Source organism: Vibrio antiquarius (genome assembly GCF_000024825.1).
Taxonomy (GTDB): Bacteria; Pseudomonadota; Gammaproteobacteria; order Enterobacterales; family Vibrionaceae; genus Vibrio; species Vibrio diabolicus.
Genome location: NC_013457.1, coordinates 441,577 through 467,601, shown reverse-complemented (window position 1 = coordinate 467,601; position 26,025 = coordinate 441,577). Strand labels below are relative to the sequence as shown.

General features: G+C 46.0%; 23 protein-coding genes. 15 read left to right on the top strand and 8 right to left on the bottom strand.

The window, feature by feature from the left end; genetic code table 11:
* Positions 1-14 precede the first annotated feature (14 nt).
* Entirely contained in the window at positions 15-1,565 is a 1,551-nt protein-coding gene (locus tag VEA_RS17075) for an alpha-glucoside-specific PTS transporter subunit IIBC (RefSeq protein ID WP_041853141.1), read from the top strand.
* Positions 1,566-1,743: 178 nt separating this feature from the next.
* On the opposite strand, the gene VEA_RS17070 is transcribed toward VEA_RS17075, so the two are convergent.
* The 3 genes from VEA_RS17070 to VEA_RS17060 form a co-directional block, all read right to left on the bottom strand.
* Complete coding sequence (locus VEA_RS17070; RefSeq protein ID WP_041853140.1) at positions 1,744-3,771, bottom strand: acetoacetate--CoA ligase; 2,028 nt, start codon at positions 3,769-3,771, stop codon at positions 1,744-1,746.
* Between the two features lie 87 nt (positions 3,772-3,858).
* Positions 3,859-4,785: an electron transfer flavoprotein subunit alpha/FixB family protein gene (locus VEA_RS17065; protein WP_006741065.1), complete on the bottom strand. Its 927-nt coding sequence runs from the start codon at positions 4,783-4,785 to the stop codon at positions 3,859-3,861.
* Positions 4,782-5,534 carry an electron transfer flavoprotein subunit beta/FixA family protein gene (locus VEA_RS17060; protein ID WP_006741064.1) on the bottom strand — a complete coding sequence of 251 codons (753 nt, stop codon included), beginning with the start codon at positions 5,532-5,534 and terminating at the stop codon, positions 4,782-4,784. The genes VEA_RS17065 and VEA_RS17060 overlap by 4 nt, the downstream gene beginning before the upstream one ends.
* A 156-nt stretch (positions 5,535-5,690) precedes the next feature.
* Here VEA_RS17060 and VEA_RS17055 point away from each other — a divergent pair, with 156 nt between their 5' ends.
* The 10 genes from VEA_RS17055 to VEA_RS17010 all read left to right on the top strand — a co-directional run bounded on the left by VEA_RS17055 (position 5,691) and on the right by VEA_RS17010 (position 18,493).
* Positions 5,691-7,328: an electron transfer flavoprotein-ubiquinone oxidoreductase gene (locus VEA_RS17055; protein WP_006741063.1), complete on the top strand. Its 1,638-nt coding sequence runs from the start codon at positions 5,691-5,693 to the stop codon at positions 7,326-7,328.
* Positions 7,329-7,570: 242 nt separating this feature from the next.
* Complete coding sequence (locus VEA_RS17050; RefSeq protein ID WP_005392600.1) at positions 7,571-8,371, top strand: ABC transporter ATP-binding protein; 801 nt, start codon at positions 7,571-7,573, stop codon at positions 8,369-8,371.
* Positions 8,371-10,323, top strand: a complete 1,953-nt coding sequence (locus VEA_RS17045; RefSeq protein WP_006741062.1) for a long-chain fatty acid--CoA ligase — start codon at positions 8,371-8,373, stop codon at positions 10,321-10,323. The genes VEA_RS17050 and VEA_RS17045 overlap by 1 nt, the downstream gene beginning before the upstream one ends.
* On the top strand, positions 10,323-11,216 hold the full coding sequence (locus VEA_RS17040) for a branched-chain amino acid ABC transporter permease (RefSeq protein ID WP_006741061.1): 894 nt from the start codon (positions 10,323-10,325) through the stop codon (positions 11,214-11,216). The genes VEA_RS17045 and VEA_RS17040 overlap by 1 nt, the downstream gene beginning before the upstream one ends.
* 11 nt (positions 11,217-11,227) lie before the next feature.
* On the top strand, positions 11,228-12,295 hold the full coding sequence (locus VEA_RS17035) for a branched-chain amino acid ABC transporter permease (protein ID WP_006741060.1): 1,068 nt from the start codon (positions 11,228-11,230) through the stop codon (positions 12,293-12,295).
* Positions 12,296-12,340: 45 nt separating this feature from the next.
* Positions 12,341-13,585 carry an ABC transporter substrate-binding protein gene (locus VEA_RS17030; RefSeq protein WP_006741059.1) on the top strand — a complete coding sequence of 415 codons (1,245 nt, stop codon included), beginning with the start codon at positions 12,341-12,343 and terminating at the stop codon, positions 13,583-13,585.
* 80 nt (positions 13,586-13,665) lie between these two features.
* Positions 13,666-14,487 carry an ABC transporter ATP-binding protein gene (locus tag VEA_RS17025; RefSeq protein WP_005392594.1) on the top strand — a complete coding sequence of 274 codons (822 nt, stop codon included), beginning with the start codon at positions 13,666-13,668 and terminating at the stop codon, positions 14,485-14,487.
* A gap of 9 nt (positions 14,488-14,496) precedes the next feature.
* On the top strand, positions 14,497-15,699 hold the full coding sequence (locus tag VEA_RS17020; protein WP_006741058.1) for a phenylacetate--CoA ligase family protein: 1,203 nt from the start codon (positions 14,497-14,499) through the stop codon (positions 15,697-15,699).
* Between the two features lie 124 nt (positions 15,700-15,823).
* Positions 15,824-16,429: a methyltransferase domain-containing protein gene (locus tag VEA_RS17015; protein WP_006741057.1), complete on the top strand. Its 606-nt coding sequence runs from the start codon at positions 15,824-15,826 to the stop codon at positions 16,427-16,429.
* Between the two features lie 150 nt (positions 16,430-16,579).
* Positions 16,580-18,493 (top strand): BCCT family transporter, encoded by a 1,914-nt coding sequence (locus VEA_RS17010; protein WP_006741056.1) that lies wholly within the window; start codon positions 16,580-16,582, stop codon positions 18,491-18,493.
* 91 nt (positions 18,494-18,584) lie between these two features.
* Here VEA_RS17010 and budC read toward each other — a convergent pair whose 3' ends face one another.
* Genes budC through budA form a run of 3 tightly spaced genes read right to left on the bottom strand, consistent with a single transcriptional unit; the run spans position 18,585 to position 21,858 of the window.
* Positions 18,585-19,343, bottom strand: a complete 759-nt coding sequence (budC, locus tag VEA_RS17005; RefSeq protein ID WP_005392589.1) for a meso-2,3-butanediol dehydrogenase — start codon at positions 19,341-19,343, stop codon at positions 18,585-18,587.
* On the bottom strand, positions 19,340-21,043 hold the full coding sequence (gene alsS / locus VEA_RS17000) for an acetolactate synthase AlsS (protein WP_006741055.1): 1,704 nt from the start codon (positions 21,041-21,043) through the stop codon (positions 19,340-19,342). Before alsS ends, budC begins: the two co-directional genes overlap by 4 nt.
* A 29-nt stretch (positions 21,044-21,072) precedes the next feature.
* Complete coding sequence (budA, locus tag VEA_RS16995; protein WP_005392587.1) at positions 21,073-21,858, bottom strand: acetolactate decarboxylase; 786 nt, start codon at positions 21,856-21,858, stop codon at positions 21,073-21,075.
* 97 nt (positions 21,859-21,955) lie between these two features.
* Between budA and VEA_RS16990 the strand changes: the two genes are divergently transcribed.
* From VEA_RS16990 to VEA_RS16980, 4 genes are all read left to right on the top strand, one after another.
* Positions 21,956-22,837, top strand: coding sequence for a LysR family transcriptional regulator (locus VEA_RS16990; RefSeq protein ID WP_006741054.1), 882 nt, complete (start codon positions 21,956-21,958; stop codon positions 22,835-22,837).
* Between the two features lie 153 nt (positions 22,838-22,990).
* Positions 22,991-23,623: a hexitol phosphatase HxpB gene (hxpB, locus tag VEA_RS16985; RefSeq protein ID WP_230198161.1), complete on the top strand. Its 633-nt coding sequence runs from the start codon at positions 22,991-22,993 to the stop codon at positions 23,621-23,623.
* Between the two features lie 201 nt (positions 23,624-23,824).
* Positions 23,825-23,911, top strand: a complete 87-nt coding sequence (locus VEA_RS24645; protein WP_310648655.1) for a hypothetical protein — start codon at positions 23,825-23,827, stop codon at positions 23,909-23,911.
* 112 nt (positions 23,912-24,023) lie between these two features.
* Positions 24,024-24,779: a PhzF family phenazine biosynthesis protein gene (locus VEA_RS16980; protein WP_006741052.1), complete on the top strand. Its 756-nt coding sequence runs from the start codon at positions 24,024-24,026 to the stop codon at positions 24,777-24,779.
* A 70-nt stretch (positions 24,780-24,849) separates the two neighbouring features.
* On the opposite strand, the gene VEA_RS23550 is transcribed toward VEA_RS16980, so the two are convergent.
* Both VEA_RS23550 and cydB read right to left on the bottom strand, forming a co-directional pair.
* Positions 24,850-24,978 carry a DUF2474 domain-containing protein gene (locus VEA_RS23550; protein WP_006741051.1) on the bottom strand — a complete coding sequence of 43 codons (129 nt, stop codon included), beginning with the start codon at positions 24,976-24,978 and terminating at the stop codon, positions 24,850-24,852.
* A gap of 20 nt (positions 24,979-24,998) precedes the next feature.
* Positions 24,999-26,006, bottom strand: coding sequence for a cytochrome d ubiquinol oxidase subunit II (gene cydB, locus VEA_RS16975; RefSeq protein ID WP_006741050.1), 1,008 nt, complete (start codon positions 26,004-26,006; stop codon positions 24,999-25,001).
* Between the last annotated feature and the right edge of the window lie 19 nt (positions 26,007-26,025).

Genomic DNA, 26,025 nt, shown 5'->3' with positions numbered 1-26,025 from the left:
AACAAGAGGTTTATATGAAAGACATTATTCAAAGGTTCGGGGCCGCGATGTTTGTTCCCGTTCTATTATTTCCAGCAGCGGGCATGTTATTGGGTTTCTCCGTTGTGCTGTTAAATCAAGAAGTGTTTCCTTGGGCACTGGAGGGGAGTGCTTGGGTTAAAGTCTCGACGATCATTTTACAGGCATCACTCGCCGTATTTAAAAATATGGCACTTATTTTTGCCGTTGGGTTACCTATCGCTTTAGCTAAAAAAGCATCTGGTCGCGCTGTACTTGCAACACTCGTTTCCTACATTACGTTTAACTACGTTATTGGTGGAATCCTTCAATTTTGGGGACCAGAACTGGGCGTTAACTATACGGAAGGTGAGCGAGGTTTGACTGCAGTTGGTGGCATTCTAACGCTTGATACAAACTTGCTAGGTGCCATTTTAATTGCAAGTCTTTCTGTTTGGGTTCACAACCGATTCTTTGATAAAAAGCTACCGGATTGGGCGGCTGTATTTGGCGGAACGCCATTGGTTGTGATCATTAGTTTCCCAATTATGGTCGTGATGGCAATTCTAACTTGTTTGACTTGGCCAAGTATTCAGCATGGTATTAACAATCTGCAATCATTTTTGGTTTCTGCTGGATCTTTAGGGGTATGGCTATTTACGTTTTTAGAGCGAATCATGATACCAACGGGGTTGCATCATTTCGTATATGGTCCCGTTTTTTATGGGCCAGTTGCAGTCGATGGCGGGACGGTTGCCTATTGGATTCAAAATATACAGACATTCGCCCAGAGCTCGGAAAGTTTAACGACACAATTTCCCCAAGGTGGTTTGATGTTGACGGGAATGGGTAAAGTGTTTGGTTGTACGGGTATCGCACTAGCACTTTATTCAGTTGCGAAAAAAGAAAATAAAAAGATGGTGATGGGGTTAGTGCTCGGAGCCGCAATCACAGCAATTCTTACAGGGATCACTGAACCAATAGAGTTTACATTCTTATTTATCGCACCTGCGCTGTTTGCTTTGCATGCGTTGTTATCTGCGACAATGGCAACGATCGCCTTTATGTTTGGTGTTTCCGGTAACTTTCAGACTGGCTTGATAGACTTTATTTTCCAAAACTGGTTGCCTTTGGCTGGTAACCATGCGGGAACATACGTGATTCAGATTATTATTGGTCTCATGTTTACTGGTGTTTACTTTGTGACGTTTCGCGCGCTTATTTTAAAATACAACATACTTACTCCGGGACGTGAAGGTGCAGATAGTAAGTTGTATTCCAAAACTGACTACAAAGAAGCGAAAGCGGTCCACAACAGTAGCGCAAGTCCGTCACAAGCTAGTGCCTTTATTGAAGGTTTGGGTGGAAAAGAAAACATTGAATTGTTAACTAATTGCGCGACGCGTCTGCGTGTTAAAGTTAAAGATGTCTCCCTTGTAAAGGAGAACGCATTTTTCACACAGCACGGAGCGGTGAATATTGTTAGAAATCAAGAGAGCCTTCAAATCATCGTTGGTTTAACGGTGCCACAAGTTCGCGAAGATATGAGCCAACTGATAAAAGCTTAACCCCCAAACTAATGCTCCAGCTCATATGGTTCAAAGGTGAGATAGAATTATCTCACCTTTTTTGTGTACATGAAGCATATTTCGCTCAGTTTCCACAAAAGTGGGGAGGAGTTATCGAGCGAGCTAAAAATACAGTTAGGTTATACCCGTCTGTATTGTTGGAAGACTTGTTGGGTTTCTAAGTGACAGTGGCGCATTCTATGTTGAAAAGCGTTTTAATTTCTTCCAGCACTTCTGGGTTAGCAATAGCACCAATGTTTTTTATAGCTTGTCCGTTAACCAATTGTTTCACAGCTAGTTCAACGAGTTTTCCTGATCGCGTTTTAGGAATATCACTGATAGCAAAAATTTGGCGTGGCACATGGCGTGGTGAACATTTTGTTTTTAGTGTTTCGCGAATTGAATCGGTGAGTTGTTGGGTTAACTCGACGTCGTGAGCGAGTTTTACTAGTAACCAGATTTCTTCAGACTGCTGGTTTAACTTGCCGACGGCGATGGAGTCCTCGACCTCGGGTAACGCGTTCACTTGCTGATAGATCTCAGCGGTGCCGATTCGTACGCCGCCTGGATTCAATGTCGCATCGCTACGGCCATAAAAAATAAAACCGCCATGTTCGGTTTGCATCACATCGTCGCCGTGGTGCCAGATATCGGTAAACTTGCTCCAATAAGCGTTGTGATAGCGTTCGCCGTTGTCGTGCCAAAAACCGATAGGGAAGTTAGGTAGTGAGTTATTGCAAGTCAGTTCGCCGCGTTGCTGTGTAATGGTTTTTCCCTCGTCGTCCAAAACACGCACGTCGATTCCAAGCCCTGAACCTTGGCATTCGCCTTTGTACACCGGTGAAATAGGGTTTCCAAGTACAAAACACCCACAAATATCCGTGCCGCCAGCAATGGAAGCCAAATGTAAATCCTGCTTGATGTGCTGATAGACATAATTAAATTGTTCTGGGTAAAGCACTGAGCCGGTCGAACACAGGGTTGTGAGTGATTTCAGGTCGTGTTCTGACTTGGGAGAGTAATTCGCTTGCTCTAGCGCCTCTAAATATTTCGCTGACGTACCAAACAGTGACACGCTATGTTCTTCTGCTAATCGCCATAAGACGGAGTGATCAGGGTAAACCGGGCTCCCATCGTAAATCACTAAGGTAGCACCACTCGCAAGTGCTGAAACATGCCAGTTCCACATCATCCAGCCGCATGTTGTGTAATAGAAAACCTTGTCTTGCGGTTTGATATCGCAATGCAGTTGATGTTCTTTGAGGTGATTGAGCAAGGTGCCGCCCACGGAATGGACAATACACTTTGGTTGCCCCGTTGTGCCAGAAGAATACAAAATGAATAACGGGTCATTAAACAGTGTTGGTTGATATTGAATTGGTTGTGGAGAAAAGTGGTGAGCCATATCAGACCAATACACAAAGTCAGAAGTGCTAGCACTCTTAGCGTTTTGTATATATTCGATTTGGCATACGCTAATAGTGGCGTATTCGGAGACACTGCTTAGCTTGCTACTAAGAGTGGTGTTCTTGTCCGTCATATCGAAAGTTTTACCTCCGAACTGGTAGCCATCACAGCAAAAAAGAACTTTCGGCTTGACCTGGCCAAAACGCTCTACGACGCTATCGATACCAAAATCAGGCGAGGTTGAAGTCCAAATGGCACCAAGACTGGTGGTGGCCAGCATGGCAATAACGGTTTCAGGAAGGTAGGGCAAATAACCCGCAACGACATCGCCTTTGCCAACACCACAATTGAGTAGCCATTGCTGAACGACAGACACTTGTTCGAGCAACTGTGTACCAGTGAGTTGCTTGTGTTCACCGCTTTCATTAGTAAAAACGATAAACTCACGCTCAGGTGTTTGTTCGGCCTGAGAGAGGAGATTCTCTGCGTAGTTCAGCGTGGCGTCAGCAAACCATACGGTGTCCCTATTTACATGGCTCTGAGTAGAATCTGTCTGTGTCCATTTGGGAGCACCAAGGCTTTTGACTTGCGAGCCAATATTTCCAATTACGTTACAGAAGTGCCAGGTATGTCGCCAAAATTCGTCATTGTGGTCAATGGACCACTGGTGTAAAGACGTGTAATTATTGATTGAGATATCTTCGGTTTGGTGCGCATTTACCGTCTCGATAAATCGTAGCAAGTTGCTATTGCTGATGCGCTCAGCAGATGGTGACCAAATAGGTGCAGAATTTTGCATAGGTCCCTCTAATTTCAATTCTTTTTGAATATGACCAAAACAAAATAAAGGGGCGAACATAGCAGTGTTCGCCCCTTATCTGATTGTTTAAAGTTGTTCGGCAAGCTGAGGTAATACCTCAAATAAATCACCAACCAATCCATAGTCGGCAACTTCAAAGATAGGAGATTCAGGATCTTTGTTGATCGCGACAATCACTTTGGATTCCTTCATCCCTGCAAGGTGCTGGATGGCACCGGAGATCCCAACTGCAATATAAAGCTTAGGCGCAACGATTTTACCGGTTTGACCCACTTGTAAATCGTTGGCAACAAACCCGGCATCAACCGCCGCGCGAGAAGCGCCAATGGCAGCACCTAGTTTATCGGCAACTTGTTCGATCAACGCGAAGTTCTCTTTGCTACCGACCCCGCGTCCACCTGACACAACCACCTCTGCCGCGCTTAATTCAGGACGCTCTGACACGGTTTTATCGACAGAAACCAATTCAACCATTGGCTCTGAGATAGTGACCTGCTGATGTTCGATATCAGCTTGGTTGTGACAAGTAACCGGCTCAAACGCAGACGCGCGCACGGTGACGACGCGAACCTTGTCGCTAGTGGTCACTTTGGCAAATGCGTTTCCTGCGTAAATAGGGCGGATAAAAGTGTTTTCATCGATAACTTGGACAATATCGGAAATTTGCCCAACGCCGAACTTCGCTGCTACTCGCGGTGCAAGATCTTTCCCTTTTGATGATGAGCTAGCCCAGATTGCGTCAAAACCTTCAGCAACACTCACTACAATAGGTGCGATACTCTCGGCAAATTGATGCTTAAGTTGCTCATCATCGACACAAATTACGTTTGATATACCATCAACGCGACAAGCTTGCTGAGCGACTTCTTCACACTGGTGGCCCACTACGATCAAAACATTGTCTTGGCTGACTTGTTTTGCTGCATTAACTACTTTGAGTGTGTCCGCATGCAATTGGTTATTGTCATGTTCTGCTATGATTAAGTTCTTCATGAAATCACCTTCGCTTCGTTACGCAGCTTATCGAGAAGCTCTGAGACAGATTCAACCTTGATGCCACCTTTTCTCTGCGCTGGTGGTGTGACTTCTTGAATGGTTTGGCTAAATACCACTTCAACACCCAGAGTGTCAGGTGTGATTGTATCTAACGGCTTGCGCTTGGCTTTCATTATATTAGGCAAAGAGGCAAAACGCGGTTCATTCAGGCGTAAGTCAGTACTGACCACAGCAGGTAGGTTCATCGCGACCGTCATCAAGCCGCCATCCACTTCTCTCACGACCTGAACTTTTTGATCTTCTATCTTCACGTCTGAAGCGAAAGTTGCTTGAGGCCAGTCAAGTAGGGCTGCCAGCATCTGAGCCACTTGGTTGTTGTCGGTATCAATGGATTGTTTACCCGTAATCACAAGCTGTGCTTGTTCTTGCTCAACCAGAGCTTTGAGCAGCTTAGCGACGACCAATGGCTCTATTTTGTCTTCAGTATCGACATGAATAGCGCGATCAGCACCTAACGCAAGCGCAGTACGTAGTTGCTCCTGACATTGGCTACCGCCAGCACTGACAACGATGACTTCATCCGCAATTCCTTGCTCTTTTAGTCGTACGGCTTCTTCAACGGCTATTTCGCAAAATGGGTTAATCGTCATCTTGACGTTATTGGTTTCAACATCGCTATGGTCCGCTTTCACACGAACTTTAACGTAGGGATCAATGACCCTTTTGATTGGCACTAGTATTTTCACGTTAGATTCCTTTTTACAGTGAAGACTATGTGTTTACAGTGAAGACGATGTGATGACGTCTTTAAAATGATGTTAATTTACCTTTACGTTTGCGTCAACTTTAAATATATTGTTGCTTAACAAGTTGGCAACATGCAAAGAAAAAGGAATGCAATCATGGAAAGAGACTGCATGGAATTTGATGTTCTGATTGTAGGCGCTGGTCCCGCAGGTTTGTCTGCGGCATGCCGAATCAAACAATTAGCAGCAGAAAAAGAACAAGACCTCTCTGTTTGCGTGGTAGAAAAAGGCTCTGAAGTTGGAGCGCATATTTTATCGGGTGCGGTGTTTGAAACGCGCAGTTTGGATGAACTGTTTCCCGACTGGGAAGAGAAGGGCGCACCGCTCAATACCAAAGTAAACCAAGATAAAACCTACTATCTAGGCAATGAAATCAACGGTCATGAACTACCTTCTTGGGCGGTGCCTAATACGTTACATAACAAAGGTAATTACATAATAAGTTTGGGCAGTCTATGCCGATGGATGGCGTTGCAGGCTGAGAACTTAGGGGTGGAGATCTACCCAGGTTTTACCGCCAGTCAAGCCATCATCGATGAAGACAACCGCGTTTGTGGCGTGATCACGGGCGATATGGGATTAGACAAAAATGGTGAACAAAAAGGAAATTTCGAACCTGGTATTGAACTGCGAGCGAAGTTTACTTTATTTGCTGAAGGCGCGCGGGGTCATATTGGTAAGCAGTTGATTAATCGATTTAATCTCGCTGAAGATAAAACGCCTCAACATTACGCTATCGGCTTTAAAGAGCTGTGGGAAATACCATTAGAGCAGCATCAGCAAGGTTTAGTAGTGCACGGATTAGGTTGGCCGTTAGCGAACGAAGCCACAGGTGGCAGCTACCTCTACCATTTAGAGGGAAACCAAGTTGCCGTCGGGTTGATTGTTGACTTGAACTATAAGAATCCGCACTTGAGTCCATTCGATGAATTTCAGCGTTTTAAACATCACCCGATGATTGAGCAATACCTCAAAAATGGTAAACGCATTAGTTATGGCGCAAGAGCGATCACCAAGGGCGGTTTCCATTCGCTTCCCACGCAACAGTTTGCTGGTGGCTTGTTGATTGGCTGTGATGCAGGAACGCTTAACGGCGCTAAAATCAAAGGCACGCACACCGCAATGAAATCTGGCATGCTTGCCGCCGAAGCAGTATGTGAAACCCTTGAGAGGCAGTCAGTTACTGCTGATTATCAAAAGCATTTCAAACAGTCTTGGCTGTATGAAGAGCTTTATCAAGCACGTAACTTCTCAAGTGGAATCCACCGCTTTGGATCGTGGCTGGGCGGTGGCTTAGCGCTGCTGGAACATAACGTATTAAAAGGCAAAGCTAAGTGGCATATCCGCTGTGATAAGCCTGATCATCAGTCTCTGTTATTGGCGGAAAACAGCAATAAAATTGTCTATCCGAAGCCTGATGGCGTGTTAAGTTTCGATCGCCTCTCTTCTGTTTATCTATCCAATATCTTCCATGAGGAAGATCAACCATGCCACTTACGACTGGCGAACCAGCGGATTCCTATTGAGCAGAACCTTGAATTATATGCAGAGCCAGCACAGCGCTATTGTCCGGCTGGCGTGTATGAAATCGTACAGGGGGAGCAGCAGCCAGAGCTGCAAATAAATGCGGCCAACTGTATCCACTGTAAGACCTGCGACATCAAAGATCCAAGTCAAAATATTACCTGGACTCCGCCAGAAGGTGGTGGTGGTCCGAACTATCCAAATATGTAAGCGTTTGAGAATAATTTTTATTAACGATTTATTTACTTAAAGTTTGCGTTAGTTCAAATCTTTCTCGATGAACTCGATTGCAACTTAATCTTTCAGGCACTATTCTGATTTTAAATTGACGTTTACGTAAACTGAATACAAAGTTGATGCATAGGTGTAAAAGCGGTTACCAGTATCAAAGTTAGGTTTGATCAAATAGTGCTCAATGGAACGCACTTAAAATAACGAAAGGGAGATCAACTATGGTATCGGAATCGCCTCTGTTGCAGGTAAACGATATTTCATTGGCTTTTGGTGGGGTGAAAGCTTTAACTGACGTGAGCTTCCATGTGAATGAAAAGGAAATTTTTTCAATCATTGGCCCAAACGGTGCAGGTAAAACCTCAATGCTCAATTGCATCTCTGGTCGATACACACCAAACAAAGGCTCTGTAATCTTCGCTGGAGATGATGTAACCAAACGAACACCTAGCCAACGAGCTGAGTTAGGGTTGGGAAGAACCTTCCAGAACTTAGCACTCTTTTCTCATATGTCGGTACTCGACAACATTATGGTTGGTCGACATCACCTACTGAAAAACAACTTCGTAACAGGGCCACTTTACTGGTTCTCTAACGCGCAGAAAGAAGAAATGGCGCACCGTAAATACGTAGAAGACGTAATCGATTTTCTTGAAATTCAGCACATTCGCAAAGCCACCGCTGGCACACTTTCATACGGTTTACGTAAACGTGTAGAGCTTGCTCGTGCCATTGCCTTAAAACCTAAGTTGTTGCTGCTTGATGAACCGATGGCAGGCATGAACTTGGAAGAAAAGGAAGACATGGCGCGTTACATCATGGATCTGAATGAAGAGTTAGACATCACCATCATCATGATCGAGCACGATATGGGCGTGGTGATGGATATCTCTAACCGCGTATTGGTGTTGGATTTTGGTAAACACATTGCGATGGGCGAGCCAGAAGAAGTGATGGCCAACCCGCATGTGAAACAAGCGTACTTAGGCGAAGAGCTACCGACATTAGAGGAGAGTGCATAATGGCACAGCAACATAATGATTGGGCAGATATAACCCGCTTAGATACCTTTCCAAAAGTGTTGCAGCACAATGCCAAGCACTGGCCCGAGCAAGTCGCAATGCGTGAAAAGGAGTTTGGCATTTGGCGAGAGTTCACTTGGCAAGATTATGAAAATCGAGTGAAGTGGATGGCTCTGGCACTGCAAGATTTAGGTGTTGGTGAGCAAGACGTTGTTGGTTTGCTGGGTGATAACCGCCCGGAATGGGTATGGGGCGAGTTGGCCGCACATGCGATCAAAGGTTTCTCGCTGGGCATCTATCAAGATTCCATGCACGAAGAAGTGGCGTACCTCATCAACTATGCCAAAGCAAAAGTCGTGGTTGCCGAAGATGAAGAGCAATGCGATAAGCTACTTGAGCTCGGTGATGAGATCCCAAGCGTAGAATTCATTATCTATTGTGACCCGCGTGGAATGCGCAAGTACGACGATCCACGACTGATTGATGTTGAGCAGGTCTATAAAAAAGGTCAACTGATCGACAAAGCGGATCCGGATAAATATCTCAATATGGTTGAGGCAACCAAAGGCAGCGATCTTTCGATTCTTTGTACCACGTCGGGTACGACTTCCAAACCAAAGTTGGCTCAGCTACACAGCGGCACTTTCTTAGATCACTGTGCGGCTTATCTGCGTGCCGACCCGCGCTCTCCAGGCGACAACTACGTTTCTGTTCTGCCTTTGCCTTGGATTATGGAGCAGGTGTATGTGGTTGGTCAGGCGTTGATTTCTCGTCAAATCGTTAACTTCGTGGAAGAACAAGAAACCATGATGTCTGACTTGCGCGAAATTGGCCCGAACTTCGTCCTACTTGCACCGCGTGTATGGGAAAACATTGTGGCAGACGTGTCTGCACGAATGATGGATTCCACACCGTTTAAGCAGAAGATGTACAAACTGGGCATGAGCTTAGCCAACAAAGCGCTGGAGCAGGGTAAACGCTCTAAGTTGGCTGAATGGATTCTTCTGCGTGCTCTGCGTGACCGTTTAGGGTTTTCGAACCTGACATCTGCGGCAACCGGCGGTGCGGCGATGGGACCGGATACTTTCCGTTACTTGCAAGCGATCGGTGTACCACTCAAGCAGCTTTACGGTCAAACCGAAATGTGTGGTGCGTACACCGTCCACCAAGCCGATGACGTGGACTATGATTCGGTCGGCGTTGCGTTTGATAATGCAGAAGTGAAAGTCATCAACCCAGACAGCAATGGCGTGGGTGAGATCATCGCGAAAAGTACCGGCATGTTTACTGGCTACCTGAACAACCAGGAAGCGTATGACGAAGACGTACAAGACGGATGGATGCATACGGGTGATGCGGGTTACTTTAAAGATTCTGGTCACTTGGTGGTGATTGATCGTCTGAAAGACATGTCGGAAACCAGCCATGGCGACCGCTACTCTCCGCAGTTCATTGAAAACAAACTCAAGTTTTCGCCGTTTATTGCAGAAGCCGTAGTGGTGGGCAAAGGTCGACCTTGGCTATCCGCCATCATCTGTATTCGCTACGCGATTGTTGCGAAGTGGGCAGAGCAGCGAGGCTTAGCATTCACTAACTACACCAACTTATCTGCTCAACCAGAAGTGTATCAAGCTATTCGTGAAGAAGTGCTGAAAGTGAACGAATCCCTACCCGATGCACAGAAGATCAGCAAATTCATTCTACTTTACAAAGAGCTAGATGCCGACGATGGCGAGCTAACTCGCACACGTAAAGTACGCCGTGGTGTGGTTGCAGAGAAATACGGAGACATCATCGAAACCATCTACAGTGACGATCCAAAAGTCGATGTGGATACGGTGATCACTTATCAGGATGGCACCAAAACACGCATTCAAACGTCGCTAGTGATTGAAACGCTTATTGAACATGAGCCAACACTAGTGGATAGCGAACAACGGAGGATCGCATAGTGAATACGGATTTATTACTGCAACTCGTCATTAATGGCGTGATCGTTGGCATGTTGTATGGCGTGGTCGCCATGTGCTTTGTACTGATATACAAATCGACCCAGGTGGTGAACTTCGCTCAGGGGGAGTTTCTTCTGATTGGGGCGTGGGTATGTTGGGCGGCGCTTGTTCATCTGCAACTGCCATTTTTTATCGGCTTTTTACTCACGCTCGCGTTCATGATGGTGTTCGGTATCGCCGTGCAAACCATTGTGCTCAGACCGTTAATTGGTGAACCGATTATCTCTGTGATCATGGTGACCATCGGTCTGTCTATGTTCTTCCAAGCGCTGATGAAGTGGATATTCGGCGTCTCGGCTGTGTCGTATCCGCAAGTGTTCGAAACAAATGTGGTGAATATCGGTGGTTTGAACGTTGAGTTCGCTTACATTCTGAGTTTGATCTTCTCAATGTTCATCATGGGTGCGTTCTACTGGTTCTTCAAATTCAGCAAAATGGGTTTGGCGATGCGCGCAACGGCATTTAACCAGCAAGTCGCCCAGAGTCTTGGCATTTCCATCAAGAAAGTGTTCGCCATCAGTTGGGCTATTTCGGCAATGGTATCCGCGACAGCAGGGATTGTTATCGGGATCGTAAACGGCGTATCTGACGCGCTATCCATCATCGGTATCAAAGTCTTCCCAGCCGTTATTTTGGGTGGTTTGGACTCGGTGGTCGGCGCGATTGTCGGTGGTATCACCATTGGGGTGCTAGAAAACTTGGCTGAGTTTTTTGATAGCCAATACCTGCAAGTGGGTAACTTATACAACATCGCACCATTCTATGTGCTGTTAATCATTCTTGCCTTCAAGCCATATGGCCTGTTTGGTACCAAAGATATTGAGCGTATTTAAGGAGAAATAACATGGCTCAACTTAGCATGCGCCCATGTGGGGATTTTCGAACCACATACAAAAGTGATACGCCAATTTTTGAAACCAAAACCATCAGAAGCCTTGCGATTGCTGGTGTTATCGCCATGCTGGCAGCACCGCTGGTCTTGGATATTTACTTCCTCAACCTGTTTATTCAGATTGCATACCTCGGTATCGCGGCATTGGGCTTAAACATTCTGGTTGGTTTTACAGGACAAATCTCGCTAGGTCACGGTGCGTTCTTTGGCTTTGGCGCCTTTGCATCGGCTTGGCTAAATAACCAGTTCAACATTCCAGTCGTGTTTGCGATTCCGCTTGCGGGTTACTTAACCATGATTGTCGGGATGCTCTTTGGTCTGCCAGCTGCGCGAATTAAAGGCTTATACCTCGCGATTGCGACTTTGGCTGCGCAGTTTATTTTAGAGGACTTCTTTGCTCGCGCAGACTGGTTCAGTGGCGGCTCATATGGTGCTGGTGCAAACCCTATAAATCTGTTTGGCTTTGAGTTTACGACCGATGAAAGCTTCTTCTACATTGCTCTGTTTGCGTTGATCTTTATGTACATGTGGGCATCGAACTTGATCCGTTCTCGTGATGGTCGCGCGTTTGTCTCGGTACGAGATCACTACCTGTCGGCAGAAATCATGGGCATCAACCTAACCAAATATCGTCTGCTCTCATTTGGTGTGTGCGCATTCTATGCGGGCATCGGGGGCGCACTCTACGGACATTATCTAGGTTTTGTATCAGCAGAAGGTTTCACCATCATGATGTCTATCCAGTTCTTGGCAATGATCATCATTGGTGGCTTGGGTTCCGTCAAAGGCACATTGATGGGCACGATATTTATCGTATTACTGCCAGAAGTGTTGGAGTTTGGCGTGACGGGGTTGGCTGCGTTTAGCAATAACACTTCGTTCGTTGATGGGCTTGCTTACTTCAAAGAAATGGCGATCGGCTTGGTCATCATGCTGTTCCTTATTTTCGAACCTCAAGGGTTATCGCATCGCTGGCAACAGATTAGAGCATATTGGAAACACTATCCGTTCTCATATTAACGTGGAATTAAGTGGAATATACCTCAATAACAAGGACAACGAGTTATGAACAAAGGACATTTAGCGACAACGTTGGTGCTATCTTCGGCACTGTTTACTACCGCCACTTGGGCAAAAGACTCTGTATTTGTCGGGCAATTGGTCGACTTTTCTGGACCAACAGCCTACGTGAGTAAGCCTTATGGTTCTGGCGTGCGAGACGCATTACGCTGGATCAACCAAAACGGTGGCATTAACGGTACTGAGCTCGAATTTGAAACGGTAGATATGGCGTATAAAGTGCCAGTAGCCATTTCCAACTACAAACGTTGGGTGGCGCGTAAAGACATGGTTGCGCTACAAGGTTGGGGTACGGCAGATACCGAAGCTCTCATCTCGTTTGTGACCAAAGACAAAGTGCCAGTGTTCTCTGCCTCTTATTCAGGTCACTTAACCGACCCAACCGGCAAGAACCCAAAAACTGCGAAACCAGCACCTTATAACTTCTTCTATGGCGCGTCGTACTCAGATGCGTGTCGTGCACTAGTGAAGTGGGCGAAAGAAGATTGGGAATCAAAGGGCAACCAAGGTGCGCCAAAATTTACCCACATTGGTGATAACCACCCATTCCCGAATGCGCCAAAAGAAGCGTGTGCAGAATATGCTGAAGAGCTTGGTTTTGAGGTGCAAAACCCAGTGGTTGTGTCACTCAAACCGGGGGACTTCAAAGCACAATGTCTGTCACTGAAAGAGTCTGGCACTAACTACGGTTACATTGCCAATATCGGTAGCTCGGTTATCTCACTAGTGAAGTCTTGTAACACGGTTGGGACAGAGTTCCAGTACATGGCAAACATTTGGGGCGGTGACAAGCCAGTGCTTGAAGCGGCGGGTGACGGCCTTAAAGACTACGTTTTCCCTGGCATGACGGCGTTTTGGGGAGACGATAACGAAGGCATGAAACTGGTTCGTGAGATTTCTAAGCAGTCTGAATCAGAGCCTGGTGAGTTTAGAACTCACCACTACATTCGCGGCATTTGTTCTGCGTTCTACATGAAAGAAGCGATGGAGTGGGCAAAAGACAACGGTGGCATCACGGGTGAAAACATCAAGAAGGGCATGTATGTCCATGACAACTGGGTCCCACAAGGCTTAGAAGGTGTTTGTGTACCTGCGAACTGGAAACCGGAAGATCACCGTGGCACAACAACCGTGAACGTGTTTATGGGTAACAACAACGGCGGCGCAGTAGATATTAAGAAAGTATCTCAGGTGACATTGTCACGTCGTGACGATTGGCTAGGTTACTAATCTACGACTTATTAATAACAAAGCTTACTGAAAATAAGGATGGGTGAGAAGACACTCTCACCCTAGCAAGGAGTAGCTTGATGGCTGAATTAGCAACGAATATCGAACCGGCAGAAATACTGCTTTCAGTGAACAACATTGAAGTCGTGTACGACGAAGTAATCTTAGTATTACGCGGCGTGAGTTTAGAGGTACCCAAAGGGCAGATTGTGACCTTACTGGGCGCCAACGGTGCGGGTAAATCCACGACGTTAAAAGCCATTTCTGGTTTGTTGAAAACCGAAGATGGTGAAGTGACGCGCGGCGAAATCAACTTCATGGGCGAGCGCATAGACAACAAAAGCCCTGAAGAGATCGTCCGTTCGGGCATCTTCCAAGTTATGGAAGGGCGCCGAATTGTTGAAGACATGACGGTGATAGAAAATCTTCGCTTAGGCGCTTACACGCGCACGGACAACGAAGTCGAGCAAGATATCGAAATGGTGTTTGATTATTTCCCTCGCCTTAAAGAGCGCACCGGTCTAGCGGGTTATTTGTCAGGTGGTGAGCAGCAAATGCTAGCGATTGGTCGTGCACTGATGGCTCGTCCAAAAATGATCTTGTTGGATGAACCTTCGATGGGGCTTTCGCCGCTGTTGGTGAAGGAGGTGTTCAGCATTATTAACAAGATTAATAAAGATCAAGGCATTACCATGCTTTTGGTTGAGCAGAATGCCAACTTTGCCCTTCAAGCGGCCGATTACGGTTACATCATGGAATCAGGCAAAATCGTACTGGATGGCAGCAAGCACGAACTGCTAAACAATGAAGATGTGAAAGAGTTCTACCTTGGCGGCGGCGATGAAGATCGCAAGAGCTTCAAGAATCTGAAATCTTACAAACGTCGTAAGCGTTGGTTATAAGGAGCAAGGATGAACGAACTATTTGATGCGAAAGAGTCTTTGTCTCCGCAGGCACGAGAAGAATCGCTGTTTCAACGTCTGCCAACGTTGATTGAAAATGCAAAAGCCAACAGCGAACATTATGCGACGCATTTTGCTGAGTTAGATCCTACATTGGCGAATAATCGTGAAGGGCTTACCCAGTTTCCAATTACGCGCAAATTCAATATGCCAAACCAGCAGCAACTTAAACCGCCGTTTGGTGGTTTAAATAGTGTTGCGATTGGTCAGATGGCGCGTGTATTCCAATCACCGGGGCCGTTGTATGAGGCTCAAACGGATGAGGCGGATTTCTGGCGTATGGGGCGCGCGTTCCACGCGGCTGGATTTTGTGCGGGCGACTTAGTGCATAACACGCTCTCTTATCATTTCTCGCCTGGTGGATTTATTATGGATGGTGGCGCAAGGGCTTGTGGCTGCGCGGTATTTCCAGCCGGTGTGGGTAACACCGAGGCACAAGTTGAAGCAATTAAACAGCTGCAGCCAACGGGTTATACGGGCACGCCTTCTTACTTGCTGACGTTGCTACAAAAGTACCAAGAACAATACGATGAGTCGCCGAGTTTTACCAAAGCGCTGGTCTCTGGTGAAGCGGTCACCGCAGACATGCAACAGATGTTTGAGGACAAAGGCATTGCAGTCTCTCAAGCCTACGCAAGTGCTGAGCTTGGTTTGATTGCTTATCAAGTCACAGGCGAGCAAGGCTTGGTGATTACCGAAGATATTATCGTTGAAATCGTTAATCCTGATGGCATTCCTGTACAACCGGGAGAAGTCGGCGAAGTGGTCGTGACATCGCTCGATGAGAAGTTTCCGCTGATTCGCTACGCAACGGGAGATTTATCGGCATACCTAGAAACGGGCTCGGATTCGCCACGCACGAATGCGCGAATTAAAGGCTGGATGGGGCGTGTGGACTCAGCGGTGAAAGTGAAAGGCCTGTTTGTTTATCCGCATCAGATCCAAGAAGTCTGTCGTCGCCACGATATTAAAGGCTCCTTGAAAATTGAGCGTGATGGCTTCAACGATACCATTACTTTCTGCTGTCATGATGTTCATGTCTCGGCAGAGGACATTCAAGCGACACTTCAGTCTGTCACCAAACTGAAAGGCAACGTCCAGTTTGTACCGAACCAAACGGAGCAGCCGTTAATCAATGACCTGCGCAGTTAACCCATCATTGTAAAACGCATTTATAAAAAGCTAACAACGTAAAAATCAAAGGCTAGGAGAGGGGATACCACATTGTGCTGCGTATCCCTTTCTTTTTGTGCCAGTACAATCAGGAGGGCGATAAATGAAGCAGGCACCGACCATCAATCAACAGTTTTGGGATAATTTGTTTACCCAAGGCACCATGCCGTGGGATGCCAAAACCACACCTCAAGAGCTAAAAGCTTACCTAGAAAACGCGCTTCATAGCGGTCAATCTGTATTTATCCCTGGCTGTGGTGCTGCTTATGAACTCAGCTCTTTTATTCAATATGGGCATGATGTGATCGCGATGGATTACAGTGAACAAGCAGTAAAAATGGCGCAATCGACGTTAGGCAAGCACAAAGATAAAGTCGTGCTGGGGGATGTATTTAACGCTGACTCTACGCACTCATTTGATGTGATTTACGAGCGTGCCTTTCTTGCTGCACTACCGAGAGACCAGTGGCCAGAGTACTTTGCTATGGTGGATAAATTGCTGCCAAGAGGCGGTTTGTTAATTGGTTATTTCGTTATAGATGATGATTACCACTCTCGCTTCCCTCCATTTTGTTTGCGAAGTGGGGAGTTGGAGGGTTATTTAGAACCGGTGTTTAAGCTTGTGGAATCCTCAGTGGTGGCAAACAGTGTTGAGGTTTTTAAAGGTAGAGAGCGCTGGATGGTGTGGCAGAAAAGCTGCCGTATTTAAACGCTATGGCATCAAATAATGAATACAAAATCAGCGTCACATAATGCATATTTTAAAGACAATTATTCTTGTGGTAACGATAAGTGTTGTGAATTGGCGAAGTTGTGAGAAATGTAGATCATGTCCTTTGAAAACATAAGGATATATAATATGGACAAATCATTTTCTCTCATCGATAAGCCTACCTTCTTAGGCTCACTCTTTCTTTTACTCAGCGTCGTTATACCTTTAATTTTATTTCCCACACAAGGTGCGGATTGGATAGCTTCGGCCAAATTTTTCATGACCGATAAGCTTGGTGTGTTATACCTCGCACTGGGTATCGCAGCAATGTGTTTTATGATTTACACCGTGTTCAGCGATCTTGGCCAAATCAAACTTGGTGAAGCCGACGAGCAACCAGAATTTGGTAACGCCTCATGGGCTGCAATGCTATTTTGTGGAGGTATTGGCGCAAGTATTCTGTATTGGGGGTGTATCGAGTGGGCATACTACTATCAATCACCACCATTTCAGTTGGAAGCAGGCAGTGAAGAAGCCATTCGCTGGGCCGCGACTTATGGTCTGTTTCACTGGGGACCGATCGCTTGGTCAATTTACCTTATTCCTGCTCTGCCTATCGCTTACTTCTTTTATGTACGCAAACAACCTGTTTTGAAAATCTCTAGTGCGTTAATGCCTGTATTAGGAGAAAAGCGTGCAAACGGTGGTATTGGCAAGTTTATTGATGTGCTGTTTATTTTTGGTATGTTGGGTGGCGCGGCGACTACGCTTGGCTTAGCAGCGCCTCTTATCAACGGTGGTCTACATCATATCTTCGGTCTTCCAAACAATACCTTCAGCCAAGTGGCTGTATTACTTCTCTGTACTGCGATTTTTGGTTACTCCGCGTATGCAGGGCTTGAGAAGGGGATCAAATTCCTTAGTAACATTAACTTCTGGGGTGCGATGGGCTTGTTACTCTTTGTACTCGCCGTTGGGCCAACCGTGTTCATGTTAGAAACAGGCTTAGATTCTATTGGTCGTATGTTGTCTAACTTCTTTGTTATGGCTACCTGGGCGGAGCCGTTTGGTGGTTATGGTGAGTTTACAGATACACACTTCCCGCAAGACTGGACTATTTTCTACTGGGCATGGTGGTTGGTCTTTGCTCCTTGTATGGGATTGTTTGTTGCGCGTATCTCGCGTGGAAGAACGATCAAACAGATGGTCGTAGGTTCTATATTTTACGGTTCTTTAGGTTGTTTCTTATTCTTCATTGTTTTAGGTAACTATGGTTTATCGTTGCAATTGACGGGTGAGCTTGATGTCATCGCAATCCTCAACGAATCGGGCGCACCGGCGGCAATTTTTGCAACGTTAGATACACTGCCGTTAGGGCCAATCGTTATTGGTGTTTTTACACTGTTGTGTATCATTTTTACGGCGACGTCGTTTGACTCTATCTCGTACATTCTTGCGTCTGTGGTTCAAAATGATGTGACGGAAGAACCGATGCGCTGGAACCGTTTGTTCTGGGCGTTTACTTTGTCTTTTCTGCCAACCGTCCTAATGTTCATGGGAGGTTTATCGACATTACAAACCGCTGCGATCGTGGGCGGTTTACCGTTGTTAGTTATCTCGGTGATGTTGATGGTGTCCTTTGTTCGCGCGGCGAGCCTAGATATTAAACATCAAGCAGAATACGAAGAGCCAACCATTAACATTGAAGAACTGCCGGAAATTGACCCTTGGTCAACAGAGGGAATGGCTTTGGCGAAATTTGAGCGCTTTAAAGACTTAGCTCAACAGGCGGCTGAAGAAGAGCGCGAAGCAATGGCGGCCCTGATGAGCATGCGTAAGATAATTCGCGCATTTGCCTTAGAGCACAGCTGTGAATCTGGGTTTTCGGACCATCATTTACCAGAAGAGATGCAAACAGAGCTACAGCAACTAACCGAAGCGCTTGAGTTGGCTCAACAGAAGAAGCAAGAACTGTCTGAACAAGCCCAAGAATCTCGAATGGAGTTTAATCATGTGTTATTAGGCGGCGCGTCGGCAGGTTTAGCAGCGTCGCAGGCTTAAGAACAGACACACAAGAGCCGAGTACAAACTCGGCTCTTTTTTTTACGTGGAGATCTTACAGTTAAAGATCCTGCTCAGTCAGTGTTAATGCTTATACTATTTTAGGTTGACCATCTGATGCGGTGGCACCGCCGTCTACAGGTAGGTTTACGCCATTAATGAAAGATGCGTCATCACTTGCCAAGAAAGTCACGACAGACGCAATTTCTTCAGGTTCTGCTGCTCGGCCAAGCGCAATGCGCTCATTGAATTTATCGCGGATTTCCTGCGGCCAGCCGTTCGTCATGTTGGTTTTTACTAAGCTTGGGCATACGGCGTTAATTCTTACGCCCTCCGCACCATGGTCCAATGCCATCGCTCTAGTAAGGTTGACCACAGCGCCCTTACTCGCGCAATAGAATGCGGCACCCCAGTCACCACCCAAACCAGAAACGGACGCGGTATTCACCATACAACCTTTCGTTTTTAATAGTTCAGGTAACGCAAACTTGGCGCAATAAACGACGCCGTCAATGTTTACACCAGAGATCTTCTTCCAGTCTTCCACACTACCTTCAATCACGGATCCTGGGACATGTACGCCAGCATTATTTACTAAAATATCCAGTTTACCGAAACGGGTAACAACATCAGAAATCAGTGCTGCGACTTTGTCTGGATCAGAAACATCAATGGAATGCGCAGACACACGTTGTTTATCAAAGCCCTCAACGGCGTTTGCCAACTGCTCTTCATTCCAATCGGCAAGAGCGACGTTTGCGCCTTCTTCATACAGACGTTTTGCGATGGCCAAACCAATACCATTGGCAGAACCAGTGACGAGTGCGACTTTGTTTTTTAATCCTCTCATGCGATTTCTCCTTCGAAACTTACAAAAACGGGATCTTGATTTTTCTCTGTGCGCGGCAACATCAGTTTGTCGTTGTCGCTGTAATCTACGGGGATAGCCACCACTGCTGGTCCTTCAACGTCCATGGCTTTATTCAATGTCGGTAGCAATTCGTGTTGACTAGTCACTGCGAAGCCTTTCGCGCCAAATGATTCGGCATACGCCTTGAAATCAATTGGTCCAAATTTCACACCAGAGCAGCGCTGATATTTGTTGAACTCTTGCATTTCTACCATGTTGTAGGCGTTATCAACCCACACAATATGGACGATATTGCAGTTCAGTCTAACCGCGGTTTCTAACTCCATGCTCGATTGCATAAAACCGCCGTCTCCCGATATCGATACCACTTTACTACCAGGTTTTAGTAGGCTGGCACCAATGGCCCATGGCAGTGCAACGCCCATCGTTTGTTGGCCGTTAGACACCAGCATTTGGCGAGCTCGAAAACAACTTAAGTAACGAGCGATCCAGATGTGGAAGCTCCCCATATCAAGACATAGCGTGGTATCTGGTGTGATGATAGATTGCATGGCTTTAATCAGTGCCAGTGGATGAAATCCTTGCTTGTTATAGACATTGGGATAGGTTTTGATCACTTGCCGTTGCAGTGCTACCTCTTCTAGTACTGAAAGTGCTGTTGGGGAAAGACGAGCATATTCAGATATATAGCTGCCCATCTTGTCTAATGACTGCGCAATGTTTCCGACGATTTCAACACAAGGCTGATAATTAAGTTGGTATTCTGCCGGTTCAATATCGAGGTGAATCACTGGGTTGCGGTGGCTGTTCCAAAGCTCAGGGTCATACTCTATTGGGCTAAAGCCGATGGTGAGAATTAAATCGGCGTCCCGCAGTAAAACATCGCCAGGTTGGTTATTAAACAAACCGACACGCCCAGCAAAGTGATGATAGTAATTGATGTCTACCGTGCCGGCGGCTTGGTAAGTGCCGACAACGGGTAGCTGCGTATTTTGAAGAAATCGGGCGATAGCAGCAGCGTTTTGGCTGCGGCTCGCGTGAAGGCCAAGTAAAACCACACAACGCTTTGCTTTGCTGATTCGACTGACCGCTTCTTCGATTGCTGCGATGTCTGCGCAACCAGGCTGTGTGTAAGGCGAGGGGACAATAATGTCCGTTTGGGTTTGCTCGGATAAAACATCTTGGGGGAGACTCAAAAAGCAAGCCCCAGGACGACCTGACTCTGCGATACGAAATGCGTTCGCCATGATCTCGCTTGCGGCGTCCACATGCTGCACTTCAGCACTGAATTTGGTTATAGAGCGAAAAATACTGACGGTATCCATGCTCTGGTGTGTTTGTTTTTGCTGGTCAGTTCGTTTCACCGCACCACCGATAGCAATCAGCGGATCGCCTTCGGAGTTTGCTGTTGCCACCCCCGTAACTAGGTTTCCACAGCCTGGACCTGACGTAACCATTGTAACGCCTGCTTTGCCGGTTAGTCTTCCCATAACGCCCGCCATAAACGCGCCGTTAGCCTCGTGACGTACCGGAATCATTTGGATGTTAGTGTCTTCAATTGCATCGAACAGTCGATCGATTTTTGCACCGGGAATACCGAAAATGTACTTAATGCCGAGAGACTCTAGCTGTTGAGCGATCAACTGAGCTCCATTTTTATTTGAAGGTTTGGATTGCATTTGTTGTCCTTATTATTTGCCTGACTTTGTTACTTTTCCGCCTTTTCTATGGCGGTATTTATATCTTCCGGAGCCAAATTGGCACTGAGGAAGTCTGTCGATACCGGGGTATCAATCACTAGCCGCGAGACTTTGCCAATCTGGAGGAACCCTGACGAAATGCTGTAATCCTGAATATGACCACCTCCTTGGCGGTCATCGGTAATAAAGTGTTCGTGATAGCCGGGCACATTGATGCCAGTCGTATATTTAGGACTACGAAAGCCGGCGACCACGCCTTGCTTATGCGTGAAGCGGAACGTTGGTTGTTCTTTGACCACTTCAAGCATTGGCCGATAAGGGCGTGTTTGTTTAGGTACGGTGCGAGTACGAACTGAATCGAAAACGCCATCAATGCGCACTGCGCAAAATAGGTTGTCACTTGGAACCATGTCGTCTATGAGGCTATGGACTTCATGACGTGACATGCGCGATGTCAGTGGCAGCTCGATATCAGGCTTAAAAAAAGTCATGACAGCAAAGGGCGTTTTTTGCGCCAGGTCTGCCGGGTTTGCGGAGCCATCCGACTTGAGTTGAAAAACTTCCTTATCAAAAGCAATCAACTCACCATCCAATTCATTGAACGTACCTAAACCAAAATCCCCATGTTTCAGCAGTTCTTCTATGGTTGTTGAGCCTTCGTAAACACCAGCGATCAAAGCACTCATTAACGAAGTCTGATAAATCTCACCATCTCCGGTAACGTGATGGTATTCAGAAAATTCTTTCGCTACTTCAAGCGAACAAGCACATAGAGGGTTATAAAATCCACGCATGAGTAAGACCAGTTATGCAATGAAGAGTATATTTAGATTGACTTCTACACGGTGCTAAATCCAATATAAAAAAGATTTATTTTGATATGGAAAATATATGGAATTTCGCTACCTGAAGTATTTTGTCGCGGTCGCCGAGACTCGTCACTTTACCCGAGCCGCTGAACAGTTAGGGATTGCGCAACCTCCTTTAAGTCAACAAATCAAAAAGTTAGAGCACGAGCTTGGTGTGGACCTATTTAAGCGCTTGTCTAGAGGGGTAGAACTGACCCATGCTGGGCAAGTCTTCTATACGGATGCGGTAAATATTCTTGCTGATGTGGAACGCGCTAAAGCAAAAGCCCGACAGATTGCCCGTGGTGAAAATACGCAGGTTAAAATCGGGTTCGCAACGTCAACATCAACCTGCATTAAGGTATTAGAGAGGGTGGGGCGTATTCAAGAGAATGGGGTTCATTTACAGGCGGCGGAACTGTCAATGCCAGAGCTTGCCGCTCAGTTAAAAAGCAAACAACTTGATCTCGCAATCATGCGGCTACCCTGCTACGCCAGTGAGCCTTTTGAGCACAAGGTGTTGTTTAACGACCCGTTTGTCGCGGTAATTCCGGCGGGGCACGAGCTGGCAAAGTATCCCTGTATCCAGATGAAACAGTTGAGAGACCATAAAATTTTACTGTTTCCACGAGAGACTGGACCTGCATTGTTTGATGGCATGAGCACACTTTTTGCCGACGCAGGAGTAAGACTCGAATCACAGTTTGCAGCACCGCAACTTCGTACGACGATTGCCATGGCGCAGGCTGGGTTAGGTATTGCTCTCGTTCCGCGTTCACTGGCTGAACATCTCGATGATTCTGCGACAGTCGCCGAGATTGATGATATCCCTCTCACTAGTCGTGTTGTTGTTGCTTGGGAGGCATCTAATCTCAATAAACAAGCGTTGAAAGTAGCCATGAACATCGGTCATGTTGAGGTTTAAAGATGAGTCATCGAACTGGCTCTGATAGCCACAGGCAAATGTGATACTCTCCCTCGTTATATGCAAAGCTATGCTTTGGTTGAATAGACAAATCTTACTCAACGAATAGAACTTACTGAGGATGTACCAATGATATACGCTGCGGTCTTTGATATGGACGGGTTGCTGATTGATTCAGAACCTTTGTGGAAGGAAGCGGAAAAGCAGGTGTTTTCATCAGTTGGCGTCCAAGTGACCGAAGTATTATCAAAGCAAACTGCGACGATGACGACAGGTGAAGTAACAAGGTTTTGGTATGAACGTAATCCTTGGCAAGAAAAGAGCCTAGAAGAAGTAGAGAATGCTGTTGTGGATAAAGTGGAGACATTAATAATTGAAAAAGGATGCGAATTAGAGGGTGTTACAGAAACACTCAAATTGCTTAAGGAAAAAGGGTTTAAGATAGGGCTGTCTACTAATTCACCTTATCAACTCATTCCCACCATTTTGAACAAACTCGGTATTGCCAGTTACTTTGACGCGATATCATCGTCAGACGATGTAGAACAGGGCAAGCCAGAGCCAGATGTCTACCTTTCAACAATCAATAAACTAGGTGTAGATTCAAGTAACTGTATTGCCTTTGAAGACTCTTATTCGGGTATGCTTGCGGCAACACGAGCAAACATAAAAACAGTCGTGATACCTCAACCTGATAAGTTCTACCAAGAGTTTAATGAAGCCAGTCTAAAGCTGCGAAAGCTATCAGAGTTTAATGAAAGCCATTTAGTGGATTTAATAGGATAAAGCTATTCATTACGATTGGTAATATTTATGACAGATGTCATACCATATGGAGAACTTTGATGAGATATTAGTTGCTTATGTGTAGGAGTGGTGAGGGATAAAATGAAGCTTAATGTCGTTGCATATTTGATCAAAGAAGGCTACGAAGAGGCCGATATAATCAACCCTAAGAAACAAGAAGAAAGGTGAAGTGCACTTGCCATTTTTTCAAAAGTAAACCTGCGTCATCACAGTAGACGGTTGCAAAACATGGGTTTTACGGTTGAACTAGCCAAGATAGATGCATAAAAAGACTAACAAAGCATTTTAGAGGGACTCCCGAGGCTTGTCATTTTTAGGTTTCGGGTTAATGATAGCGTTGTTCACAACTTAGTGCAGCGTTAAACCGCAAGGATGATGGATGATTAAAGCGCAAGTATATGATGTATTTTGTGATGAATTGGCTCAAGGTAACCCTTGTGGCGTTATCGAACTAAATCACTGGCTGAGTGATTCTGAGTTACTTCAAATCACTCATCAGGTCGCTCAACCTGTCACATCATTTGTGGTTCAGTCTAGCAGTGATTACCACATTCGCTGGTTTAGCCTAGCAGGAGAGATCAACCTATGCGGACACGGAAGTTTGGGCGCAGGCTCTGCAATCATTTCCAACTATCATAAGAACGAGGTCATTCTACAAAGTCAGTATGGTCATGTTACCGTTACAGAACTGGATGGAATGTACAGGATCGTGATGCCAAGTTGGCAAGCCAAGCCTCATGTCATCCCCTTGGATATTTCAGGCTTCTCAAATCGCCCCGTAGATGCTTTTACAACGCGTGATTTGGTTGTTGTTCTTGAATCAGAAGATGATGTTGTTCGCTATCAACCTAACTTTGATGAGCTGATTAAAATTGATGAGTTTCATGCTGTCATCGTGACTGCTCAAAGTTCTGATAGTGGCTATGTGCTGCGTTACTTTGCACCTAAAATCGGTATTTCAGAAGATCTTGCCACAGGTTCGGCTCAGTGCTCATTAGCGCCTTATTGGTTTGACAAGCTGGGCAAAGAAAAATTGACGGCTCGCCAGCTATCTCGCGCTGGTGGCTATTTTGAAGTGGCTCGCGGTTCTGAATCTACTATCGTATTGTCTGCACACGTGAAAAGTCGGACTTGAATGTAAACGCCTCTAGCTCCTAACGCAAGAGCTAGAGGTCCCCATTTTTTATTGACTAAAAAGTACCGAGCTAAGATTTTAACCCTGCAGCGGTCATCATGACGCGAAATAACATAGACACTAACCCTAATGCAGCGACGCTAACGACCCATATTCCAATCATCCAAGCCCATTGGCGGCACCAATTTTTGACTTTCATACTCACTCCTTATCAACTCGTTAATGGTACGCTTCGCCTTCTTTTACTTTTCCGGAGAAGACGTAGTAACTCCAAAAGGTGTAAGCCAGAATGATCGGGATGATGATCACTGCTCCAACGAGCATAAAGCGCTGACTGCTTGCAGGAGCCGCTGCTTCCCATATTGATATGCTAGGAGGAATGATATTTGGCCAGATACTGATGCCAAGCCCAGCGAACCCGAGAATCACGATCACTAACGCCATCACGAAAGGGCTGCGCTCTTTACGCTTTTTAACAGAGTCGGCAATCTTCAAACATACCAGCCCAGTAATGACAGGTACGGGCAGTAAGTAGAACAAATTAGGCAGAGAAAACCATCTTTCCGCAATGGCAGGGTAAGCAAGTGGAGTCCAAGCGCTCACAAAGACTAATGCGGAGATCATCGCCAGTAGTGTTTTGTTAGTGAAGCGGTACATCGTGTTTTGCAGTTCACCTTCCGTCTTCATGATGAGCCATGTGCTACCAAGCAGCGCGTACGTTGCGACTAAACCCAAACCACAAAAGATGGGAAAAGGGCTGAGCCAGTCGAGTTGACTACCTACGAAGACGCGGTTTTCCACCGCAAAGCCTTGAATTACCGCGCCAACAACGATGCCTTGGAAAAACGTGGTTAAAATCGAGCCGACCATAAAAGAGCGATCCCAGAACTTTAAGTGGTTTTCCAATGCTTTAAAGCGAAACTCAAATGCGACGCCACGAAAGATCAAAGCAATCAACATCAACGTCAAAGGGATGGTTAGCGCTTCAATAATTACCGCGTAAGCCATCGGAAAAGCGCCAAATAGAGATGTGCCTCCAAGCACAATCCAAGTTTCGTTGCCGTCCCAAACTGGCGCGACACTGTTAACCATGACGTCTTTTTGTTTTTCATCCTTGATGAAGGGCATCAGTATTCCAATACCTAAATCGAAGCCATCCATGATGATGTACATCAAAGTGGCAAAAACGATGATCGCGAACCAAATCACGGATAAATCAAAATGCATATTCTTTACCTTCACTTTG

Coding starts and splice junctions, on each gene's coding strand:
- VEA_RS17075 (WP_041853141.1), top strand. CDS start 15: ATGAAAGACATTATTCAAAGGTTCGGGGCCGCGATGTTTGTTCCCGTT.
- VEA_RS17070 (WP_041853140.1), bottom strand. CDS start 3,771: ATGCAAAATTCTGCACCTATTTGGTCACCATCTGCTGAGCGCATCAGC.
- VEA_RS17065 (WP_006741065.1), bottom strand. CDS start 4,785: ATGAAGAACTTAATCATAGCAGAACATGACAATAACCAATTGCATGCG.
- VEA_RS17055 (WP_006741063.1), top strand. CDS start 5,691: ATGGAAAGAGACTGCATGGAATTTGATGTTCTGATTGTAGGCGCTGGT.
- VEA_RS17050 (WP_005392600.1), top strand. CDS start 7,571: ATGGTATCGGAATCGCCTCTGTTGCAGGTAAACGATATTTCATTGGCT.
- VEA_RS17045 (WP_006741062.1), top strand. CDS start 8,371: ATGGCACAGCAACATAATGATTGGGCAGATATAACCCGCTTAGATACC.
- VEA_RS17035 (WP_006741060.1), top strand. CDS start 11,228: ATGGCTCAACTTAGCATGCGCCCATGTGGGGATTTTCGAACCACATAC.
- VEA_RS17030 (WP_006741059.1), top strand. CDS start 12,341: ATGAACAAAGGACATTTAGCGACAACGTTGGTGCTATCTTCGGCACTG.
- VEA_RS17025 (WP_005392594.1), top strand. CDS start 13,666: ATGGCTGAATTAGCAACGAATATCGAACCGGCAGAAATACTGCTTTCA.
- VEA_RS17020 (WP_006741058.1), top strand. CDS start 14,497: ATGAACGAACTATTTGATGCGAAAGAGTCTTTGTCTCCGCAGGCACGA.
- VEA_RS17015 (WP_006741057.1), top strand. CDS start 15,824: ATGAAGCAGGCACCGACCATCAATCAACAGTTTTGGGATAATTTGTTT.
- VEA_RS17010 (WP_006741056.1), top strand. CDS start 16,580: ATGGACAAATCATTTTCTCTCATCGATAAGCCTACCTTCTTAGGCTCA.
- budC (WP_005392589.1), bottom strand. CDS start 19,343: ATGAGAGGATTAAAAAACAAAGTCGCACTCGTCACTGGTTCTGCCAAT.
- alsS (WP_006741055.1), bottom strand. CDS start 21,043: ATGCAATCCAAACCTTCAAATAAAAATGGAGCTCAGTTGATCGCTCAA.
- budA (WP_005392587.1), bottom strand. CDS start 21,858: ATGCGTGGATTTTATAACCCTCTATGTGCTTGTTCGCTTGAAGTAGCG.
- VEA_RS16990 (WP_006741054.1), top strand. CDS start 21,956: ATGGAATTTCGCTACCTGAAGTATTTTGTCGCGGTCGCCGAGACTCGT.
- hxpB (WP_230198161.1), top strand. CDS start 22,991: ATGGACGGGTTGCTGATTGATTCAGAACCTTTGTGGAAGGAAGCGGAA.
- VEA_RS16980 (WP_006741052.1), top strand. CDS start 24,024: ATGATTAAAGCGCAAGTATATGATGTATTTTGTGATGAATTGGCTCAA.
- VEA_RS23550 (WP_006741051.1), bottom strand. CDS start 24,978: ATGAAAGTCAAAAATTGGTGCCGCCAATGGGCTTGGATGATTGGAATA.
- cydB (WP_006741050.1), bottom strand. CDS start 26,006: ATGCATTTTGATTTATCCGTGATTTGGTTCGCGATCATCGTTTTTGCC.